This window comes from Natronococcus jeotgali DSM 18795 (genome assembly GCF_000337695.1).
Taxonomy (GTDB): domain Archaea; phylum Halobacteriota; class Halobacteria; order Halobacteriales; family Natrialbaceae; genus Natronococcus; species Natronococcus jeotgali.
In genome coordinates this window covers 59,676-76,874 of record NZ_AOIA01000033.1, presented here as the reverse complement: position 1 = coordinate 76,874, position 17,199 = coordinate 59,676, and the positions used below count along the sequence as shown (strand labels likewise).

Here is a 17,199-nt window from a genome sequence, read left to right as displayed (position 1 = left end):
TGCAACGGGGGCAGAGAGGCATTATTTAGCGGGGTGCTTCGAATGTGGTTCCACATTCATCGCATGTCTTCTCAACGAGTGGTCCTGCATCTTCCAGTGCTGCAACGTTGATCATCGCCGAGTCCTTACAGCTTGGACAGAGAGGCATTAAGCTAGAACCTCCGTCCACATTCATCACAAGTCTTATTTTTCTTGTCTTTATTGAATTCGATGCTTGATATCGTTACCTTATCTTTGCAATTTGGACAAAGTGGCATAATTTCAGAATCTTGTACAGTTGTTGTAGGCTTTTCTCTGCTCCGATTTTGTTAAATGTCTTCCTTGAGAGGACATTTCAGCAATGTATATGATGATAGAGCCAATCGCATTTTAGTCTTTCGAATGGTATGGTTAATATTTTTGAAGTTAACCACAGTCCGTTCCGAATTGATTGCTCTTGCCAAGTGTTTTAATCAGAGAAAGAGATTGAGTAGTCTTGCTGCATATATCCTCTATCTTCAGCAGGCGGGCTTTGACAGCTATCTGGGAGATCAAGTACTCTTTCGTTACCCGATTGGCCTGTACGTAACAGGTGTTTCACGAGTCACACCGGATAACGAACTCGCAGTACCGCTACCGATACCGAACGTCGCGTTCAGTCTTCGTTCTCGAGGGCCAGCGACGCCAGCATCGCCTCGAGCTGGAGGCGTTCGTTCGCTCCCTCGGTGATCCGGTAGTCGACCTCGCCGAGCCGTTCGAGCAGCCGCACCGTCGCCTTCTCGGGGATGTCGAACTGCCACGCGGAACGGTGAAGCTGGTCGATCACGTCCCCGCCCGCCAGTCCGCGCTCGGTCAACAGGTCCTCGAGGGCCGCGCGGGCGGCCGTGAAGTCGCCGTCGATGGCCCGGTCGACCATCGCCTCGACCTCCTCGGGCCGCGCGGTCGAAGTGATCGCGAAGACGGTCTCCTCGTCGACGACCTCGCCCATCACGGCCGCGGCCTGGAGCCCGTTGATCGCCTTGCGCATGTCGCCGTCGGCCGCGTAGATCAGCGCGTCGACGCCGTCGTCGGTGACCTCGATTCCCTCCTCGGTGGCGATCTCGCGGATCTGAGCCTCGACGGCGTCCTCGGTGAGTTCGGTAAACCGGAAGACCGCACAGCGAGACTGGATGGGGTCGATGATCTGGCTCGAGTAGTTACACGAGAGGATAAATCGGGTGTTGCTCGAGAACTGCTCCATCGTCCGGCGCAGCGCCGACTGCGCGTCGGAGGTGAGGGCGTCGGCCTCGTCGAGGAAGATAATTCGGTGGTCGTAGCCGCCGAACGACGAGCGCGCGAAGTCCTTGATCCGATCGCGGACGACGTCGATCCCGCGCTGGTCGGAGGCGTTTAACTCGAGGAAGTTCTCGCGCCAGTCGTCGTCGTAGACCTCGCGGGCGATGGCCTGGGCTGCGGTAGTTTTTCCCGTGCCTGCTGGACCTGCAAACATGAGGTGGGGCAGGTCGTCCTGCTCGACGTAGCGTTTCAGGCGCGGCACGATGTTCTCGTGGCCCTTGATCTCGTCGAGCCGCTCCGGGCGATACTTCTCGATCCAGACCTCGGTCTTGCCGGGAGTCGGCTCCGCCGCCTCGGCGTCGGCCTCGCTCATGGTCCTCGCAAGGGGTGGCCGGCAGATAAATCGCCCGAAGGCCGACCTCGAGTGCGTTTCGTCTCTCCCTGCGGTACGAGGGGGTTCGCTGCCCCGACTGCGAGAACGGGATCATGTTTTTCAGCTCACACGATGAGTGGTAACCTATGGCGCCAGAAACGTCCGTACGCAAGCGACTCGCGGTCGTCGCACTCGTCGTCGTCCTCCTCGGCGCGGTGCCGACGGGGGTCGCCGCGCAGTCCGAGTCGACCGTCGGGGGCACCGTTGTCGTGGGGGAAGGAGAGACGATCGACGACCTCGAGGCCGTCGCCGGAACCGTCGTCGTCGAGGGGACCGTGACGGGCGACGTCTCGGCCGCGGGTGGCGACGTCCGAATCGCCGACGGCGGCGAGGTCGGGGGGAACCTCGAGGCCGCCGCCGGAAGCGTGACGATCGACGGCAGCGTCGGCGGCGACGTCGACGCCGGCGCGGGCAACGTCGAGGTCGGCGAGGGTGCGACCGTCGGCGGGGAGTTCACCGCCGGCGCGGGCAACGTCGTCGTGAACGGCGCGCTCGAGGGCGACGCGGCCATCGGCGCCGAGACGATCGCGCTGGGCGAGAGCGCGTCGATCGCGGGCGATCTGCGCTACGACGGCGACCTGCAGGGCAACACCGACGCGGTCGCGGGCTCGATCACCGAGGACTCGACGCTGGGGGTCGAGGTCGGGCCGACGCTGCAGCCGCTGACGACGTGGCTGGTCGCGCTCTACACCCTCGCGCTGAACCTGCTGCTCGGTGCCGCGTTGCTCGCGCTGTTCCCGCGGTTCTCGGACGGCGTCGCCGACCGGGTGTCGACCGACCCCCTGCGAACGGGACTGGTCGGGCTCGGCGTGCTGATAGGCGTCCCAGCGCTGCTCGTCGCCGCCGCGATCACGATCGTCGGCATCCCGTTCTCGATCGTCGGCGGGTTCGCGTTCGCCTTCGTCGTCTGGATCGGGATCGTCTACGGTCGGTTCGCCGTCGCCGCCTGGCTGCTGGGCTACGCCGGCCTCGAGAACCGCTGGCTGGCGCTGGTCGTCGGGCTGATCGGCGGCGCCGTCCTCGCGCGGGTGCCGTTCGTGGGCGGCCTGCTGAATTTCCTGATCCTGCTGCTCGGACTGGGCGCGCTGGTCCGGGGACTGTACGCCCGACGACGAACGGCCGAAACCGGGACGCGCGGACGGCGGGACCGACTCGGGCCCGACGAGCCGACGGGCGACTGAGCCCGCTCGACCGAGGACGGGGTCGTTCGACAGTCGACGCGCTCAAGTCCGGGCTCGAGCAAGGACACCCATGCGCGTCACCGTCGACGTCAAGGGCGAGGACAGCCGCGAACTCGAGCTCGCGGACGTGCCCACCGACGCCCCCGAGCCGACCTACGCCGACCTGCTCCGAGAGGTCGGGTTGAGCCCCCACGAGGTGAGCGTGCTGGTCGACGGCCGCCCCGTGCCCGAGGACCAGCCCGTCGAGAGCGAGCGCGTGACCGTGCTCAGACTGATCAAGGGTGGCTGATCGCGCGTAATTCGAACGAGGCCCTCCGTCTCCCGCGGCCGAGAGGCGGGCGAACCGGGGCGTGGCGACCGACGGACTGTTGGCCCGCGGCGACGAACGGTCGATCGATGCACGTTCGGACGGCCCGTTCCGAGGACGCCCTCGCGGTCAGGCGCATCCTCGACGCCGCGATGCTCGAGCCCGGCGACGTCGAGGCCCGGATCGGGGACGGCGACGTCCTCGTCGCCGGCGATCGTCGGGGCGGACGCGACGGAACCGACGAGCGACTCCTCGGCGCGCTCGTCCTCGAGCCCCGCGAGCGGGGCGCCCACGTCGCGGCCGTCGGCGTCCGCCGTCGCCACCGCGGCCGGGGGATCGGTCGGCGACTGGTCGAGCGCGCCCTCGAGCGCGAACGGCGGCTGACCGCGCGCTTCGACGAGGGGGTAGGTCCGTTCTACGAGCGGCTCGGCTTCGAGATCGAACCGATCGGCGAGGGACGACGCCGGGGCGTCGTCGTGGCTGATCGACGCGGGTGAGAGCTAGCCCCGAGCCCCGTCCCGTGCCGGCGGAACTTTAACACCGAGAGCGTGGTACGATCCGTCGCATGGCGCTCCAACGGATGCTCAGCGGAGACCCGGCGAAGAGTTCGAAGCTGTACATCGCGATCGGCCTGCTCTCGCTCGCGAAGGCGATCGTCGTCTACAAGGACCGAAACCGGTTCCGGCGGGAGCTGATCGACGCCGCCCTCTTCCTCGGGGTCGGTATCACGCTTCGGAAGTACAGCCAGCTCAAGGCCGAAAAGCGCGAGGAGATCGAGTCGCAGGTGCCCGACTGGCTGGCCGGCGCCGCCCGGTCCGAGGCCGCCAGACGGGGCGTCCGTTCGGTCGCGAAACGAAAGCTCGGCGGGGAGCCCGAGCCGGAGTCGACGTTGCGCGACCGCGCTCGAGACGCCGTCTCGCGGTAGGCACGGGTTCGGTCCTCGGCTTTTTCTCGCAATGCCGTCGCAGTTCGCTCGGATTACGAGGAGTCGGTCGGCTCGAGCGTCGCCGTGAAGTGACGGATCTCGGCCATCTCGGGTTCCTCGACGATCTCGAGTCCCGAGACCCCGTCGCGTCGCTCGAGGACCGCAGCGGCGGTCTCGGCGACGTGCTCTAAGTGCTCGCGGTGGTAGGTTCGTCGAGGCAGCGCCAGCCGAACCAGTTCCGGGCGGTCGGCGTCGGGGAACGCGAAACTACCCAGCTCGACTCCCCGAACCCCGCCCTCGCGGTAGAGCTCGCAGACCAGCGCCTGCCCGGGGAACGCCTCGGGCTCGAGGTGGGGGAGGAAGGCGCCGGCGTCGAGGTAGACCGCGTGTCCGCCCGCGGGCGTGTAGATCGGGACGCCGACCGACTCGAGGGCGTCGGCGAGCTCCCGGACCTGCTCGACGCGGTCGGCGACGTAGGCCTCCTCGACGGCCTCCCGGAGGCCGACGGCCATCGCCGCGATGTCCCGGCCCGCCATTCCGCCGTAGGTCGGAAACCCCTCGTAGAGGATCGCCCGCTGTTTACACTGTTCGTACAGCGCCTCGTTGTCGGTGGCGACGAACCCGCCCGCGTTGGCGAGCCCGTCTTTTTTCCCGCTCATCACGACGGCGTCGGCCAGGCCGAGCTGTTCGCGGGCGACATCGGCGACCGACGCGTCGACGAACTCGTCTTCGCGCTCGGTGACGAAGTAGGCGTTCTCGGCGAACCGGCAGGCGTCGATCACGAACGTCGCGCCGATCTCGTCTGCGAACTCGCGGACGTTCCGGGTGTTCTCGACGCTGACGGGTTGGCCCGCCGCGGAGTTGTTCGTGATCGTCTGGACGACGACCGGGACCCGCTCGGGACCGTACTCCTCGACGACCGCGTGGGCGCGCTCGAGCGAGGTGTTGCCCTTGAACGGGCCGTCGGCCGCGGGGTCGCGGGCGTCGTCGACCGGACAGTCGACGGGCTCGGCACCCTGGTTGGCGATGTGGGCTCGCGTGGTGTCGAAGTGGGTGTTGTTCGGAACGACGTCGCCCTCCTCGACGAGGGTGCCGTAGAGGACGTTCTCCGCCCCGCGACCCTGGTGGGCCGGGACGACCTGCGAAAAGCCCATCACGTCGGCAACGGCGTCCTCGAGTTCGCCGAAACTGCGCGAGCCCGCGTAGGCCTCGTCGCCCCGGAGCAGCGCCGCCCACTGCTCGTCGCTCATCGCGCCCGTACCGCTGTCGGTGAGCAGGTCGACGAAGACGTCCGCCGAATCGAGGTTGAAGACGTTGTACCCGGCCTCCTCGAGCGCGCGCTCGCGCTTCGCTCTCGAAGGGAGGTGGATCTGCTCGACGACCTTCGACTTGTATCCGACCATACCGGGACGACGCGATCCGCACAGTTCAAATCGAGTGACGGAACGTGGGGACGGACGGCGTCGCTCGCTCGTCGACGGACCGATTCGGGGCGCGTCGTCCGAATACCGCCATCGGCGGTCGGATTCGCGGACGACCCCGTCCGTTCGTAACAGTGGCAACCTGACCGCCCGCGAGACGCACCGTTATTAAGTATGGATAATAATGATCGAGTATGGCAGGTTACGACCAGACGCTCCGACCGTTTCTCTGGCGCGCCGAGCGGCTGCACCCCGACCAGGAGGTCGTCTCCCGAACCGGCGACGGGATCGTTCGCAACACCTACGCGGAGTACGGCGACCGCACCCGACAACTCGCGAACGCCCTCGAGGAGGCCGGGATCGGCGAGGGCGACCGCGTCGGCACCTTCTGCTGGAACCACCACCGCCACGCGGAGGCCTACTTCGCGGTGCCGAACAGCGGGAGCCAGCTGCACACGATCAACCCGCTGCTCCCGGCCGAACACATCCAGTACATCGTCGAGAACGCCGAAGATCGGTTGCTGTTCGTCGACCCGTCGCTGCTCGAGCCCCTCGAGGCCGCCTACGACGAGGAGACGTTCTCGAGCGTCGAGCAGTTCGTCGTGATGGGCGACGCGGTGCCGGAGACCGACCTCGGGTCCGTCACCGACTACGAGTCCTTTATCGGCGCCCAGTCAGCCGACTACGAGTGGCCCGAACTCGACGAGGACAGCCCCGCCGGGATGTGTTACACCTCGGGGACGACGGGCAAGCCCAAGGGCGTCGAGTACACCCAGCAGATGCTCTGGAGCCACACGATGATGACGCTGACCCCGCAGGGGCTGGGCATCGCCGCGGACGACGTCGTCATGCCGGTCGTCCCGATGTTCCACGTCAACGCGTGGGGGCTGCCGTTCTCGACGACCGCCGCGGGCGCGAAACACGTCTACCCCGGCCCCTCGCCCGACCCCGCGGATCTGGTCGAACTCATCGAGGAGGAGGGCGTCACGATCACCGCCGGCGTGCCGACGGTGTGGCTCGGCGTCTTGGAGTACGTCCAGGAACGCGGCGCCGATCTCTCCTCGCTCGAGCGGATCGTCATCGGCGGCAGCGCGGCGCCCAAGAGCCTGATCCGGGAGTTCGACGAGATGGGCGTCGAGGTCGTCCACGCCTGGGGGATGACCGAGATGTCGCCGCTGGGTACCGTCGCTCACCTCAAGGAGGGACTCGAGGATCTCCCCGCGGAGGAGCAGTACGAAAAACAGGCCACGCAGGGGCTGATCGTCCCCGGCCTCGAGTTCACGGTCGTCGACGATTCGGGTGAGGAGGTTCCCTGGAACGGCGAAGACTTCGGCGAACTCTACGTTCGCGGCCCGTGGGTCACCGATTCCTACTTCGAGCGTCCCGACGCCGACGAGGAGGATTTCGAGGGCTCGTGGCTCAAGACGGGCGACATCGTCACCGTCGACGAGGACGGCTACGTCAAGATCGTCGACCGCGCGAAGGACGTGATCAAAAGCGGCGGCGAGTGGATCTCCTCGGTGGAACTCGAGAACGCGATCATGGCCCACGACGCCGTCAGCGAGGCGACCGTCATCGGCGCGCCCCACGAGAAGTGGCAGGAACGCCCCGTCGCGTTCGTCGTCCCGACCGAAAACGCCGGGATGAGCGAGGACGAACTCCACGACGAGGTCCGGTCGTTCGTCGCGGAGGACTACCCCGACTGGTGGACCCCCGACGCGGTCGTCCGAATCGACGAGGTGCCCAAGACGGCGACCGGCAAGTTCGACAAGAAGGTGCTGCGCGAGGAGTACGAGACCGCGGCGCTGCTCGAGGACGAGTAGCGCTCGCCGGATCGACCGCGAGGACGACTTCGAATCGACGCTCCGTTAGCTCGACGCGGCGAGCCGTCGGCTCTCGGACGCGCGAACGCGGAACCGGTCGGTCGTCGCGGCGATGCGCGGCCGGGATCGCCCCGCCGTCACAGCAGCAGCGACAGCGCGGCCAGGACCAGGAACGCGAGCACGAGCCACTTCGCGATGGTCATGGAGACGCCCGCGACGCCGCCGGCGCCGAGCGCCGCAGCGATCAGTGCGATGACGAAGAACAGGAGTGCCAGTTCTAGCATACCTCGTGTTTCGAGGGGATATCAAAAGTGCGTTGAGCCTGAATCTGCCAAACGGTAACGATTCCGGCGCGAAAAACGGCGGCGTCGAGCGCGAACGGTCGCTCGCTCCGGGTGCTAGAAGAGCCCCTGAGTCAGCTCGAGGGTCTCCTCGCGGTCGTCCCAGTCGACGAAGATGGCGACGCTGGTCGCGCTGGTGATGATGTCGTGGACGTTGATGCGGGCCTCCGCCAGCGGGTTGACGATCTCGCCGATAATGCCCGGCTGGTTGGGCAGTTCGCCGCCGGTGACCCGGACGACCGCCAGCGACTCGTCGACGGTGACACTCGAGAGTTCGTCGCGAGCGATGACCTCCCGGTGGAGGATGGTCTCGGAGCGCTCGGCATCGTCCTCGTCGACGTAGAAGGTGATGCTGTCGAGCCCGCTGGCGACGGCGTCGATGTTGATGTCGGCCTCGCTGAGGGGTTGGGAGAGGTGGTTGAACACGCCCGGCTGGTTGCGGATCGCACGGCCCGCGACGGTCAGGCAGGCCAGCGGTCGCTCCCGGAGGTCGACCAGGTTCTCGAACTCGCCCTCGATGCTCGTGCCGCCCGAGAGGAGGTCGCCGTGCTGGTAGTGGACGACCCGAACCGACAGGGTTCCGTCCTTGTAGGAAAGCGCCGAGGGTGCGACGACCTCCGCACCCCGGAACGAGAGGTTACGAAGCTCGTCGACGGAGATCTCGCCGACGTTGCGGGCGCCCTCGACGACGTTGGGGTCGCCGGTCATGACGCCCTCGACGTCGGTGACGATGACGACCTCGTCGGCGTCCATGTACTTGCCCATCATCACGGCGGTCGTGTCGCTGCCGCCGCGACCGAGCGTCGTCACCGAAGCGTCCGGCCCCTCCGCGAGAAAGCCCGTGATTACCGGGACCGTTTCGTCGAGCTCTGCGGCGACCTCGCGGGCTCGCTTCTGGCTCTCCTCGACGTCGACCTCGCCGTACTCGTCAGTGACGACGGGCCAGTTCTCGCTGCCGGGCTCGAGGAACGTCGCGTCGACGTCGCGGGCCGACAGCGCGGCCTTGAGCATTCGGACCGAGGTCCGCTCGCCCATGCTGACGATCTGGGCGCGGTCGGCTTCGTCGGTCTCGAAGGTGATCTCGTCGAGCAGTTCGTCGGTTGTCGACCCCATCGCGCTGGCGACGACGGCGATCTCGTGGCCGTCATCGACGGCCGCGGCGATCGAGTCGGCGGCGCGGTTGATCCGGTCGCCGCTGCCGAGACTCGTGCCTCCGAACTTCGCTACGACGCGCATACTGACACCTCGCGGTCCGACGGTAACCTGGTGGATGGACTCATGCGAGGTGGTTGCAAGGGCGGGCAGATAACTGTGTCTCATCGGCCCGACTTTTACCCTCACCGATCCCACCCCCGTCTTCGCCCCCGGGCGGCGCGGAGACGGTGCGCGTTCGGACTCGAGGCGATTCCAACTGGATTTATATTTGTGGGTGCCATTACCACGCCCCAATGAACGTACGGGACGCACTCGAGGCCGACGCCGACGCGCTGGCGGCGATCGCCGACTCCCCGACCGACGTGATGCGGAACCTGGTCCACGACCGCACCGTCCGGGTCGCCGAGGACGGCACGCACGACCCGAACGCCGACGTCTCGGAGTCCCAGTACGCCGGCTCGGATCCGGAGGACCTGCTCGGCTTCGTCAGTTTCGACGCGCGCGAGGATACCGTCCACGTCACCCAGCTCGACGGCACCCCCGACGCCTGCAAGCGGCTGCTCGCCGAACCGGTCCGGTTCGCCGAGCGCGAGGGGATGGCCGTCGAGGTACTGATCGCGTCCGACGCCGGGTTGATCGAGGACGCGGCCCGGGAGCTGGGGTTCGATCGCCGCGGTCCGGGGCCGCGGTTCGACGGCGCCTCGACGGTTCGGTTTCGCCTCGAGGGCTGATCCCCGTCCCGTCAGTCTCGCCCGACGACCGCTTCGGCCTCGAGGTCCAGGTACTCGAGGGCGGTTCGGAAGAAGATATCGCGCAGCGTTTCTCGCGGCAGGTCGCGCTCGAGCAGTTCGACTCGCTCCTCGCGGTACCGGTACGGAATATTCGGCGCGTCGGAGCCGTACATGATCGACCCGGAGAGCGCCGCGAGGGTCTCGTCGGCGATCGAGGACGGATCGAATCCGATCGTCTCCGGGGCCGCCCTCGCCATCGCGACCGTCGTGTCGAGGTAGACGCCGTCGTACTCCCGCGCGAACGCGAGGAACCGATCGACCTCGTACGTTCCCATGTGGGCACAACAGACCCGGAGCTCGGGGTAGGAGTCGAGCAGCTCGGCGAAGGCGTCCGCGCCCACGTAGGGGCTGTCCTGGAACATCGGCGCCGTTCCGCCGTGGTAGGTGATCGGCCGATCGCGCTCGGCGGCGGCCTCGAGGGCGGGCTCGAGGCGCGGATCCGCGGGCCGACACTCCTGGACCGGGCAGTGGATCTTCAGCCCGCGCGCGCCGGCGTCGAAGGCGTCCCGGACGACCGACCCGACGTCGTCGTCTGGATGGACCGTCGCGAACGGAAGCAGGCGGTCCGAGGACGCGGCTCGCTCGAGCACCCACCCGTTCAGCTCGCGTGCGACGCCTGGCTCGTGGGCGTACGGCAGCGCGACGAAGGCGGCGACGCCCGCCGCTCGGAGGACGTCGTCGATCGCCGACGGTGCGGTAGGAAGCGAGAACTCCCAGCCGGCCTCTCGGCGGAGCGATCGACGGATCGCCGCCAGCAGTCGCTCGGGGAGGACGTGGGTGTGGACGTCGATGGCGGGGTAGAACGGATCGGACCGATCGTCGGACGGCGGGTCGGCGTCCTCGGTCAGGGGTTCAGCTCCGTCGAGCGGCGAGTCGGCGCGTACGGGCGGTGAGTCGGCGTCTTCGGGGGACATGTGGGGCTGGAATCGGCGTCAGCTGAACTTCTGGACGGTCACGTCGAGGGTATCGAGGTCGACGATCGGGGCGTACCCGGCGTCGGGGTCGATGTTGACGCTGCGCTGGAAGTCGGTCTGGGCCTGCCAGCAGCCGGAGTTGATCGCGAGGACGTCGTGGTACTTGCCGAAGCCGAGCTTGTGGACGTGACCGGTGTGGAAGATGTCGGGCACCTCCTCCATGATGAGGTAGTCCTTCTCCTCGGGCGCGAGCCGGGTGTGACCACCGAACTGCGGGGCGACGTGGCGCTTCTTGAGCAGCTGGTACATCGCCCGGTGTGGCTCGTCGTAGCTCGCTTTCTCCTCGGGCAGTTCCGCGATGACCTCGTCGAGGCTGACGCCGTGGTACATCAGTATCGAGACGCCCTCGAGGGTCACGGTCGAGGGGTTGCTGACGATCCGGGGGTCGTGTGCGGACATGATCTCCCGAAGCTCCTCGTCGAACCCGGGCTGGGGTTCCGCGAGCCGCACCGCGTCGTGGTTGCCCGGGATCATGACGACCTCGAGGTCGCCGGGTACTCGCTTTAGCCGTTCGTTGAACGCCTCGTACTGCTCGTAGATGTCGACGATGTCGAGCTCCTCGTCCTGGTTCGGGTAGACCCCGACGCCCTCGACCATGTCGCCGGCGATCAGCAGGTACTCGACGTGTTGGGCTTCGGGGGTGTGCAGCCAGTCGGCGAAGCGGTTCCAGGCCTCGCCCATGAACTCCTGACTGCCGACGTGGACGTCGCTGATCAGCGCCGCCTGCACGTGACGGTCGGCCGTCGAGGGCTCGTGCGTGCGGGGAACGTCCGGAAAGTACATCGAGTCGACGAACGCGATTCCGGAGTCGTCCGCGAGGGTCCCCTCCATCGCCAGTACCTCGTCGTACAGCAGTTCGTCCACGAGATCGGCGTACTCGCGATCCTTCATCACGAGCCACGGGAAGGTTCCGGTCGCGTCCTCGAGTTCGATCAGCCAGTGGCCGCTGGCGGTCGATCGCACGTCGTTGACCAGGCCGACCATCGCGGCCTCGCTCCCGCCCGGCATCGACTGGACGGCCGTCGCAGGCCGGTGGTTGACCCGCCCGCGAAGCTTCGATCCGAGCCGCTCGAGCCGATCGCGAAACACCGAGACGAAGTCGCCGTACTCGCCGGTACCCGTGCTCTCGCCGGTCATGTCGCCGACGATCTCGATCGAGCGCTGGAGGGGGTCCACGGACCTGTCGCTTCCGGCGTTCCCGCGTCCCTCGCCGACCCCCTTCGTTTCGACTGGAAAACCGCCGTCGTTCGGTGGCGACGGCGCGCTGTCGCCTCCAGTCGAAACGGGGGCGTGTTCGGCCGCGGAACCCGTCTGCCCGGCGGTTCGACCGCCGTCGGAGGCCGGTTCGGTCGCGTCCTCGAGAGCGGGGTCGACGTGGTCGGACCGGACGACGAGCGCGTCGTCGGGCAGCGCCTCGAGCACGCGCTCGAGGGTCGCCGCCGGATCCTCGGTCGACGCGATCCGGGTTACGGCCTCGCGCTCGGCGTTGTAGCCGCGGCTCGTGAGTTCGCTGACGATCCGGGCGGCCCCCTCGAGTGGCACACGCCTCGCATTCGCGAGCGACGCCAAAAGGGTAGCGGATGACCGTCGTGAACGTCGGTCCGACGAACAGAAACTTGATGGCCGGGCCCGGTATAGCACGGAACGATGAGCGGTCCCGATCCCGGAGACGAGACCAGCGACGAGAGAGACGAGCCACACCGCCGCGACCCGCGCGAGGCCCCGTCGGACGGGACCGCCGAACCGAGGTCGGGGGACAACGATCGAACTGGACCCGGTGGCGACTCCAGCGGCGACGGGACCGTCGTGCAACACGGCGGCTCGAGTTCCGAGGGCGACGACGTCACGATCGAGGACGACGGCGTCGTTCGCTGGTTTTTCGGGACCGACGACGACTCCGTCGTGCTGGTGCGGGACGTCCTGAGCAGCGTCGCGATCGTCGCGGTCATCGGTCTGTTGCTGTTCGGGGTCAGCGGCGTCTGGCCCCCGCTGGTGGCCGTCGAGAGCGGGAGTATGGAGCCGAACATGGAGGTCGGCGATCTCATCTTTGTCGTCGCGGACGACCGCTTCGTGGGCGACGAGGCCACGGGCGACACCGGAATCGTCACTCAGGAGAACGGCGACGATCACCAGAAGTTCGGCGAGGGCGGCGACGTCGTCGTCTTCGAACCCGACGGACAGGCCCACCAGACGCCGGTGATACACCGCGCACACTTCTGGGTCGAGGAGGGCGAAAACTGGGTCGACACCAAGGCCGAACCCGAGTACCTCGACGGGGCGAGTTGCGACCAGCTCCGGACCTGTCCGGCCGCCCACGACGGCTTCGTCACGAAGGGCGACGCGAACCCCTACTACGATCAGTACCAGCGCGGCGGCGCGAACACCGACATCGTCCGACCCGGCTGGATCACCGGCAAGGCGTCGTTCCGCATCCCGTGGCTGGGCTACGTCCGACTCGCGTTCGACTCGATCATGGGCGGCGTCCTCGCACCCCAGCCCGGTCTCGAGACCGTCGCAGGCGCGACCGCGGCCGGCGCGCCGTTCTCGAGCGCTGAAGCGATCGGTGCGAGCGTCGGATCGGTCGCCGCGACCGGTGCGGGAGCTGCGGCGGTCGTCGGGCGGCGGCGCGGATAGACGTCTCGCTCGAGTCGACGCAGGACCCCTAGTTCTCGAACCGCGCCTGCACGAACGGCTGGATGTCGTCGATGTTGCTCAGCCGGGAGTCCGAAAGCAGGACGGCCTCGGTCTCGTCGATCGGTACCGAGAGGCTGATCTCCTTCGTCCGGCCGTACCGGCCCTTCGAGACGACGACCGCGTTGACGATCCCGAGCATGTCGAGCTCGCTGATGAGATCCGTCACGCGGCGCTGCGTGAGGACGTCCGCGTCGATCTCCTCGCAGAGGCGCTTGTAGATGTTGAACACCTCGCCGGTGTTGATGCTGTGGACGCCGTTTTTCTCGAGCAGGATGATCGCGAAGAGGACGAGCTTCGACTGCGTGGGGAGGGTGCGCACGACCTCGACGACCCGGTCGAGTTCGATCTTGTCCTGGGCCTGGCGAACGTGTTTCTCGACGATCGTCTCGGCCTGGGAGCGTTCGGCGAGTTCACCCGCGGTTCGTAACAGATCAAGCGCCCGCCGCGCGTCGCCGTGTTCCTGGGCGGCGAAGGCCGCACACAGCGGGATCACGTCGTCGGACAGCGCGTCGGCCTTGAACGCGACGTTCGACCGGTGCTGGAGGATGTCCCGCAGCTGGTTCGCGTCGTACGGCGGGAAGACGATCTCTTCCTCGCCGAGACTGGACTTGACCCGGGGGTCGAGGAAGTCGGTGAACTTGAGGTCGTTCGAGATCCCGATGATCGATACTCGCGAGTTCTCGAGCTCGGAGTTCATCCGGGAGAGGTTGTAGAGGGTATCGTCCCCGCTTTTCTCGACGAGCTTGTCGATCTCGTCTAACATGATGACGACGACCCGCTCGTCGTAGTCGACGGCGTCGAAGAAGACGCTGTAGACCCGGTCGGTCGGCCACCCGGTCATCGGCACCTCCTGGAACGACTCCCTGTCGGCCTCGAGCTCGTCGATCCGGGCCCGCACTTCCTCGCGGTCGGAAAACGGCGTGGACGTGAGCGGGTGAGCCGAGTCGGCGTCGGGTTCCAGTTCGTCGCTCGACCCCTCCGTTTCTACTGGAGAACTCGATGACTGCGGGTCGGTTCCCGTTCCAGACGAAACGTCGTCTGTCGGGGCAGTACCGCCGGTTCCGTCCGCCGGCCGCTCGGCGGGGTCGGACGGATCGTCGGCCCCGTCGTACTCCTCGAGGTCCGCGAGGCGGTCCTCGAGCTCGTCGACTCGCCGATCGATCCGGGCCTCGTTTTTCTCGATGAACTTGTTCGCGAGCTGGGCGAGGACGCGGTACTGCGTGTCGGTCACTTCGCAGTTGATGTACTCGACGTCGCAGGGGACGCTGTACTTCTGGGAGGTGCTCTCGAGTTCCTTGCTAACGAACTTCGCGCTCGCGGTCTTTCCAGTTCCCGTTTTCCCGTAGATCAGGATGTTCGAGGGCGTCTCACCCCGAAGCGCGGCGACCAGGATCGTCGCCATCTTGTTGATCTGGTCGGTCCGGTGGGGGAGTTCGTGGGGCGTGTACGACGGACGGAGAACCTCCTTGTTCTCGAAGATCGGCTCCCCGCTGAGCAGGTCGTCGAACAGTCCCTGGCTCGGTTCCTCGTCGCCGATCGCCGTCTCCTCGAGCGTCGTCGAGAATCCGTCGGTCTCGCCCTCGACGTCGTCGGTTCGTGGCGGCTCTGGGTTGTCGTCTGACATCCGTCGTTGGAACACCCCCTGGTTTCGTGTGGAGATCCGAATCCGAAGGCGGGAAGACAGCGTTTGAGCGGCCATCACGGCCGATTAACCGCGGTGGGGACCCGGTTCGGATCCAGTTGATGCAAACGAAACAGAGGAAGACCGCGATATTAAATTCTTCCCTTTCACCTACGTAGGATGGAATTCTTTTTCGGCGGAACGAATCGCGAGACGGACTCGAGTCGCCACGAACGGTACGGAGCTGTTGACGGGTCGGACCGGACGAGGGCCGAACCCTCGGTCGGTGACTCTCCGTATCAGCGTGGGCTTCGTCCACGTCGGGTCCCGGTTTCGACTTCGATCGAGTTCTCGGATCCGTCGTTTCGGAAGTGCCGTCCCGCGGCGATCGGAGAACCGTCTCCCGTCCCCTCCTGGCCGCGAGGACGAGCGATCACGACTTCGGCAGATACCAACCCATTCGTGGTGGCGTCGTCCGAAGCGATCGAAACGAGACGCTGCCGAGGGAACGCGTCAGGGGCCGGCGTCCCAACAAAATGAGTCCGTCCGCCACGGAGGCTGGAAAGCGACCTGACAGTGCGATGGATTCTCTCGCAATGCGGTGGAGGAACTACGATGTAGAGAGAAAAGACAACGATTCACGCGATACAGCGGAACAGACTACGATCGAGAAGCGACGATCGGACGTGGTCGTGATCAGTTTGGGGATCGTAGTAGGCAGCAAGATAGTCAGTTTCGGGATTGGAGCGGGCAGAAGTTTCGAGATTGGAGCGGGCAGAACGATTCCACCGGTCGCGATCCGTTCGACGGTGGGATCGGCTTCGAATCGAAACGGAGGGGNGGCAGAAGTTTCGAGATTGGAGCGGGCAGAACGATTCCACCGGTCGCGATCCGTTCGACGGTGGGATCGGCTTCGAATCGAAACGGAGGGGTGATCCACCACTCATCCTCCCCCACCCCTTCGTTTCAACTGGAGATCGACGAGGGAGGGGGTGGGGGAGAGGGGGACTGATCGGGCGGATTATAGCGGAGTGTCTGGACGAGAAGTCCTCTCCGTTGTGATATCGGGGTCTTGAGATCCTCGAGGTAGCTGAACGAGTTGGTCGCGGCTAGCTACAAAATGTCAGATCTCGTCACAAAGTGTCAGGCCCCGTCTAGTAATACTATATCTGTACTAGTAATATCTAACAAAACTATACCCTTGGGATCTAGTGCGGCTACTGTTTCTAGGCTATGAATATAAAGCTTCCTCTACTAGAGGACCCCTCCCCCCATCCCCTCCTTTCGACAGTTCCAGTTGAAACGAAGGGGTGGGGGGCGGTTCCCTCTTCTCTCTCCGTCCTTCCTTCTTCTCTCCCCCTTTCAACTGTCGCTCGTATGCTCGCGTCTCGGTCGGACTCCTCTCTTGGGGTCTCCCCGCCTGTAACCTCTCTACTCACAGCCTCCCTACTCGTCCTCACTCGTACCGTTTCAGTGCCTCTCACACACATCATAACTAATATATGTGGTGTTCGATACCCTTTGTCACGGATGTCTTTCACAAAGTTCGGATACTCTACACGTCTGACGTAGGCTTAAGTGAATTCAGTTAGTAGTACGCGCAGACGCACTTCGCGGTGCTGGAGGGCCCAAAAGGATGGGATTGTTAACAGGACTCAAAGCTAGTATCTCCCGGGTTACGGATCGGTTGTTTACTGACGAAACGCCCAAGCGAATCGGAATCTACGGACCGCCAAACGCCGGAAAGACGACGCTCGCGAACCGCATCGCTCGCGACTGGACCGGCGACGCGGTTGGCACCGAGAGCCACGTTCCGCACGAGACGCGCCGCGCACGCAGAAAGGAAGACGTCGAGATCGAACGCAACGGCCAGTCGGTTTCGATCGACATCGTCGATACGCCCGGTGTCACGACAAAAGTCGACTACGAGGAGTTCACCGACGAGATGGAAGAGGAGGACGCGATCCGTCGTTCTCGCGAAGCCACCGAGGGCGTCGCAGAGGCGATGCACTGGCTTCGCGAGGACGTCGACGGCGTCATCTACGTCCTCGACAGCGCCGAGGACCCGATCACGCAGGTCAACACGATGCTGATCGGCATCATCGAATCCCGCGATCTCCCGGTTCTGATCTTCGCCAACAAGATCGACCTCGACGAGGCGAGCGTCAAACGGATCGAAGACGCGTTCCCCCAGCACGAGACGGTCCCCCTCTCCGCGAAGGAGGGCGAGAACATGGACGAGGTCTACGACAACATCGCGGAGTACTTCGGGTGAGCAC

The 17,199-nt window shown here is 65.8% G+C and carries 15 protein-coding genes; 8 read left to right on the top strand and 7 right to left on the bottom strand.

Translation table 11 applies throughout. The annotated features are described in order from the left end of the window. Nucleotides 1–634: 634 nt before the first annotated feature. Nucleotides 635–1,627 carry a replication factor C small subunit gene (locus C492_RS05395; protein ID WP_008421247.1) on the bottom strand — a complete coding sequence of 331 codons (993 nt, stop codon included), beginning with the start codon at nt 1,625–1,627 and terminating at the stop codon, nt 635–637. 146 nt (nt 1,628–1,773) lie between these two features. On the opposite strand from C492_RS05395, the gene C492_RS05390 reads away from it, so the two are divergent. From C492_RS05390 to C492_RS05375, 4 genes are all read left to right on the top strand, one after another. Further along, nucleotides 1,774–2,868 carry a bactofilin family protein gene (locus C492_RS05390; protein ID WP_008421245.1) on the top strand — a complete coding sequence of 365 codons (1,095 nt, stop codon included), beginning with the start codon at nt 1,774–1,776 and terminating at the stop codon, nt 2,866–2,868. A 70-nt stretch (nt 2,869–2,938) separates the two neighbouring features. After that, nucleotides 2,939–3,157 (top strand): ubiquitin-like small modifier protein SAMP2, encoded by a 219-nt coding sequence (gene samp2 / locus C492_RS05385; protein ID WP_008421243.1) that lies wholly within the window; start codon nt 2,939–2,941, stop codon nt 3,155–3,157. Nucleotides 3,158–3,264: 107 nt separating this feature from the next. Then, on the top strand, nt 3,265–3,672 hold the full coding sequence (locus C492_RS05380) for a GNAT family N-acetyltransferase (RefSeq protein ID WP_008421241.1): 408 nt from the start codon (nt 3,265–3,267) through the stop codon (nt 3,670–3,672). Between the two features lie 68 nt (nt 3,673–3,740). Continuing rightward, nucleotides 3,741–4,100 carry a hypothetical protein gene (locus tag C492_RS05375; RefSeq protein ID WP_008421240.1) on the top strand — a complete coding sequence of 120 codons (360 nt, stop codon included), beginning with the start codon at nt 3,741–3,743 and terminating at the stop codon, nt 4,098–4,100. 53 nt (nt 4,101–4,153) lie between these two features. Here the strand turns inward: C492_RS05375 and C492_RS05370 are convergent, their stop codons facing one another. Next, a complete protein-coding gene (locus tag C492_RS05370; protein ID WP_008421238.1) occupies nt 4,154–5,503 on the bottom strand; it encodes a tryptophanase in 1,350 nt (449 codons plus the stop codon). A gap of 212 nt (nt 5,504–5,715) precedes the next feature. Between C492_RS05370 and C492_RS05365 the strand changes: the two genes are divergently transcribed. Beyond that, the gene (locus C492_RS05365; protein WP_008421236.1) at nt 5,716–7,344 is read left to right on the top strand and encodes a long-chain fatty acid--CoA ligase; all 1,629 of its coding nucleotides are present in this window, start codon (nt 5,716–5,718) and stop codon (nt 7,342–7,344) included. A 137-nt stretch (nt 7,345–7,481) separates the two neighbouring features. Here C492_RS05365 and C492_RS22100 read toward each other — a convergent pair whose 3' ends face one another. Both C492_RS22100 and C492_RS05360 read right to left on the bottom strand, forming a co-directional pair. Further along, entirely contained in the window at nt 7,482–7,628 is a 147-nt protein-coding gene (locus C492_RS22100; RefSeq protein WP_008421233.1) for a DUF1328 family protein, read from the bottom strand. Between the two features lie 114 nt (nt 7,629–7,742). Beyond that, a complete protein-coding gene (locus C492_RS05360; RefSeq protein ID WP_008421231.1) occupies nt 7,743–8,921 on the bottom strand; it encodes an aspartate kinase in 1,179 nt (392 codons plus the stop codon). 212 nt (nt 8,922–9,133) lie between these two features. On the opposite strand from C492_RS05360, the gene C492_RS05355 reads away from it, so the two are divergent. After that, entirely contained in the window at nt 9,134–9,571 is a 438-nt protein-coding gene (locus C492_RS05355; protein WP_008421229.1) for a hypothetical protein, read from the top strand. An 11-nt stretch (nt 9,572–9,582) separates the two neighbouring features. Here C492_RS05355 and C492_RS05350 read toward each other — a convergent pair whose 3' ends face one another. After that, nucleotides 9,583–10,545, bottom strand: coding sequence for an amidohydrolase family protein (locus C492_RS05350; RefSeq protein ID WP_008421226.1), 963 nt, complete (start codon nt 10,543–10,545; stop codon nt 9,583–9,585). Nucleotides 10,546–10,563: 18 nt separating this feature from the next. Beyond that, nucleotides 10,564–12,147, bottom strand: coding sequence for a DNA-directed DNA polymerase II small subunit (locus C492_RS05345; RefSeq protein WP_008421225.1), 1,584 nt, complete (start codon nt 12,145–12,147; stop codon nt 10,564–10,566). A gap of 105 nt (nt 12,148–12,252) precedes the next feature. On the opposite strand from C492_RS05345, the gene C492_RS05340 reads away from it, so the two are divergent. Next, the gene (locus C492_RS05340; protein ID WP_008421223.1) at nt 12,253–13,239 is read left to right on the top strand and encodes a S24/S26 family peptidase; all 987 of its coding nucleotides are present in this window, start codon (nt 12,253–12,255) and stop codon (nt 13,237–13,239) included. 28 nt (nt 13,240–13,267) lie between these two features. On the opposite strand, the gene C492_RS05335 is transcribed toward C492_RS05340, so the two are convergent. Further along, the gene (locus C492_RS05335; RefSeq protein ID WP_008421221.1) at nt 13,268–14,923 is read right to left on the bottom strand and encodes a Cdc6/Cdc18 family protein; all 1,656 of its coding nucleotides are present in this window, start codon (nt 14,921–14,923) and stop codon (nt 13,268–13,270) included. 1,633 nt (nt 14,924–16,556) lie between these two features. Between C492_RS05335 and C492_RS05330 the strand changes: the two genes are divergently transcribed. Beyond that, nucleotides 16,557–17,195, top strand: a complete 639-nt coding sequence (locus C492_RS05330; RefSeq protein WP_008421219.1) for an Era-like GTP-binding protein — start codon at nt 16,557–16,559, stop codon at nt 17,193–17,195. The last annotated feature ends 4 nt before the right edge of the window (nt 17,196–17,199 follow it).

What these genes read in the sequence shown, in the direction of transcription:
- C492_RS05395 (WP_008421247.1), bottom strand. Translation starts at nt 1,627, where the DNA reads ATGAGCGAGGCCGACGCCGAGGCGGCGGAGCCGACTCCCGGCAAGACC.
- C492_RS05390 (WP_008421245.1), top strand. Translation starts at nt 1,774, where the DNA reads ATGGCGCCAGAAACGTCCGTACGCAAGCGACTCGCGGTCGTCGCACTC.
- samp2 (WP_008421243.1), top strand. Translation starts at nt 2,939, where the DNA reads ATGCGCGTCACCGTCGACGTCAAGGGCGAGGACAGCCGCGAACTCGAG.
- C492_RS05380 (WP_008421241.1), top strand. Translation starts at nt 3,265, where the DNA reads ATGCACGTTCGGACGGCCCGTTCCGAGGACGCCCTCGCGGTCAGGCGC.
- C492_RS05375 (WP_008421240.1), top strand. Translation starts at nt 3,741, where the DNA reads ATGGCGCTCCAACGGATGCTCAGCGGAGACCCGGCGAAGAGTTCGAAG.
- C492_RS05370 (WP_008421238.1), bottom strand. Translation starts at nt 5,503, where the DNA reads ATGGTCGGATACAAGTCGAAGGTCGTCGAGCAGATCCACCTCCCTTCG.
- C492_RS05365 (WP_008421236.1), top strand. Translation starts at nt 5,716, where the DNA reads ATGGCAGGTTACGACCAGACGCTCCGACCGTTTCTCTGGCGCGCCGAG.
- C492_RS22100 (WP_008421233.1), bottom strand. Translation starts at nt 7,628, where the DNA reads ATGCTAGAACTGGCACTCCTGTTCTTCGTCATCGCACTGATCGCTGCG.
- C492_RS05360 (WP_008421231.1), bottom strand. Translation starts at nt 8,921, where the DNA reads ATGCGCGTCGTAGCGAAGTTCGGAGGCACGAGTCTCGGCAGCGGCGAC.
- C492_RS05355 (WP_008421229.1), top strand. Translation starts at nt 9,134, where the DNA reads ATGAACGTACGGGACGCACTCGAGGCCGACGCCGACGCGCTGGCGGCG.
- C492_RS05350 (WP_008421226.1), bottom strand. Translation starts at nt 10,545, where the DNA reads ATGTCCCCCGAAGACGCCGACTCACCGCCCGTACGCGCCGACTCGCCG.
- C492_RS05340 (WP_008421223.1), top strand. Translation starts at nt 12,253, where the DNA reads ATGAGCGGTCCCGATCCCGGAGACGAGACCAGCGACGAGAGAGACGAG.
- C492_RS05335 (WP_008421221.1), bottom strand. Translation starts at nt 14,923, where the DNA reads ATGTCAGACGACAACCCAGAGCCGCCACGAACCGACGACGTCGAGGGC.
- C492_RS05330 (WP_008421219.1), top strand. Translation starts at nt 16,557, where the DNA reads ATGGGATTGTTAACAGGACTCAAAGCTAGTATCTCCCGGGTTACGGAT.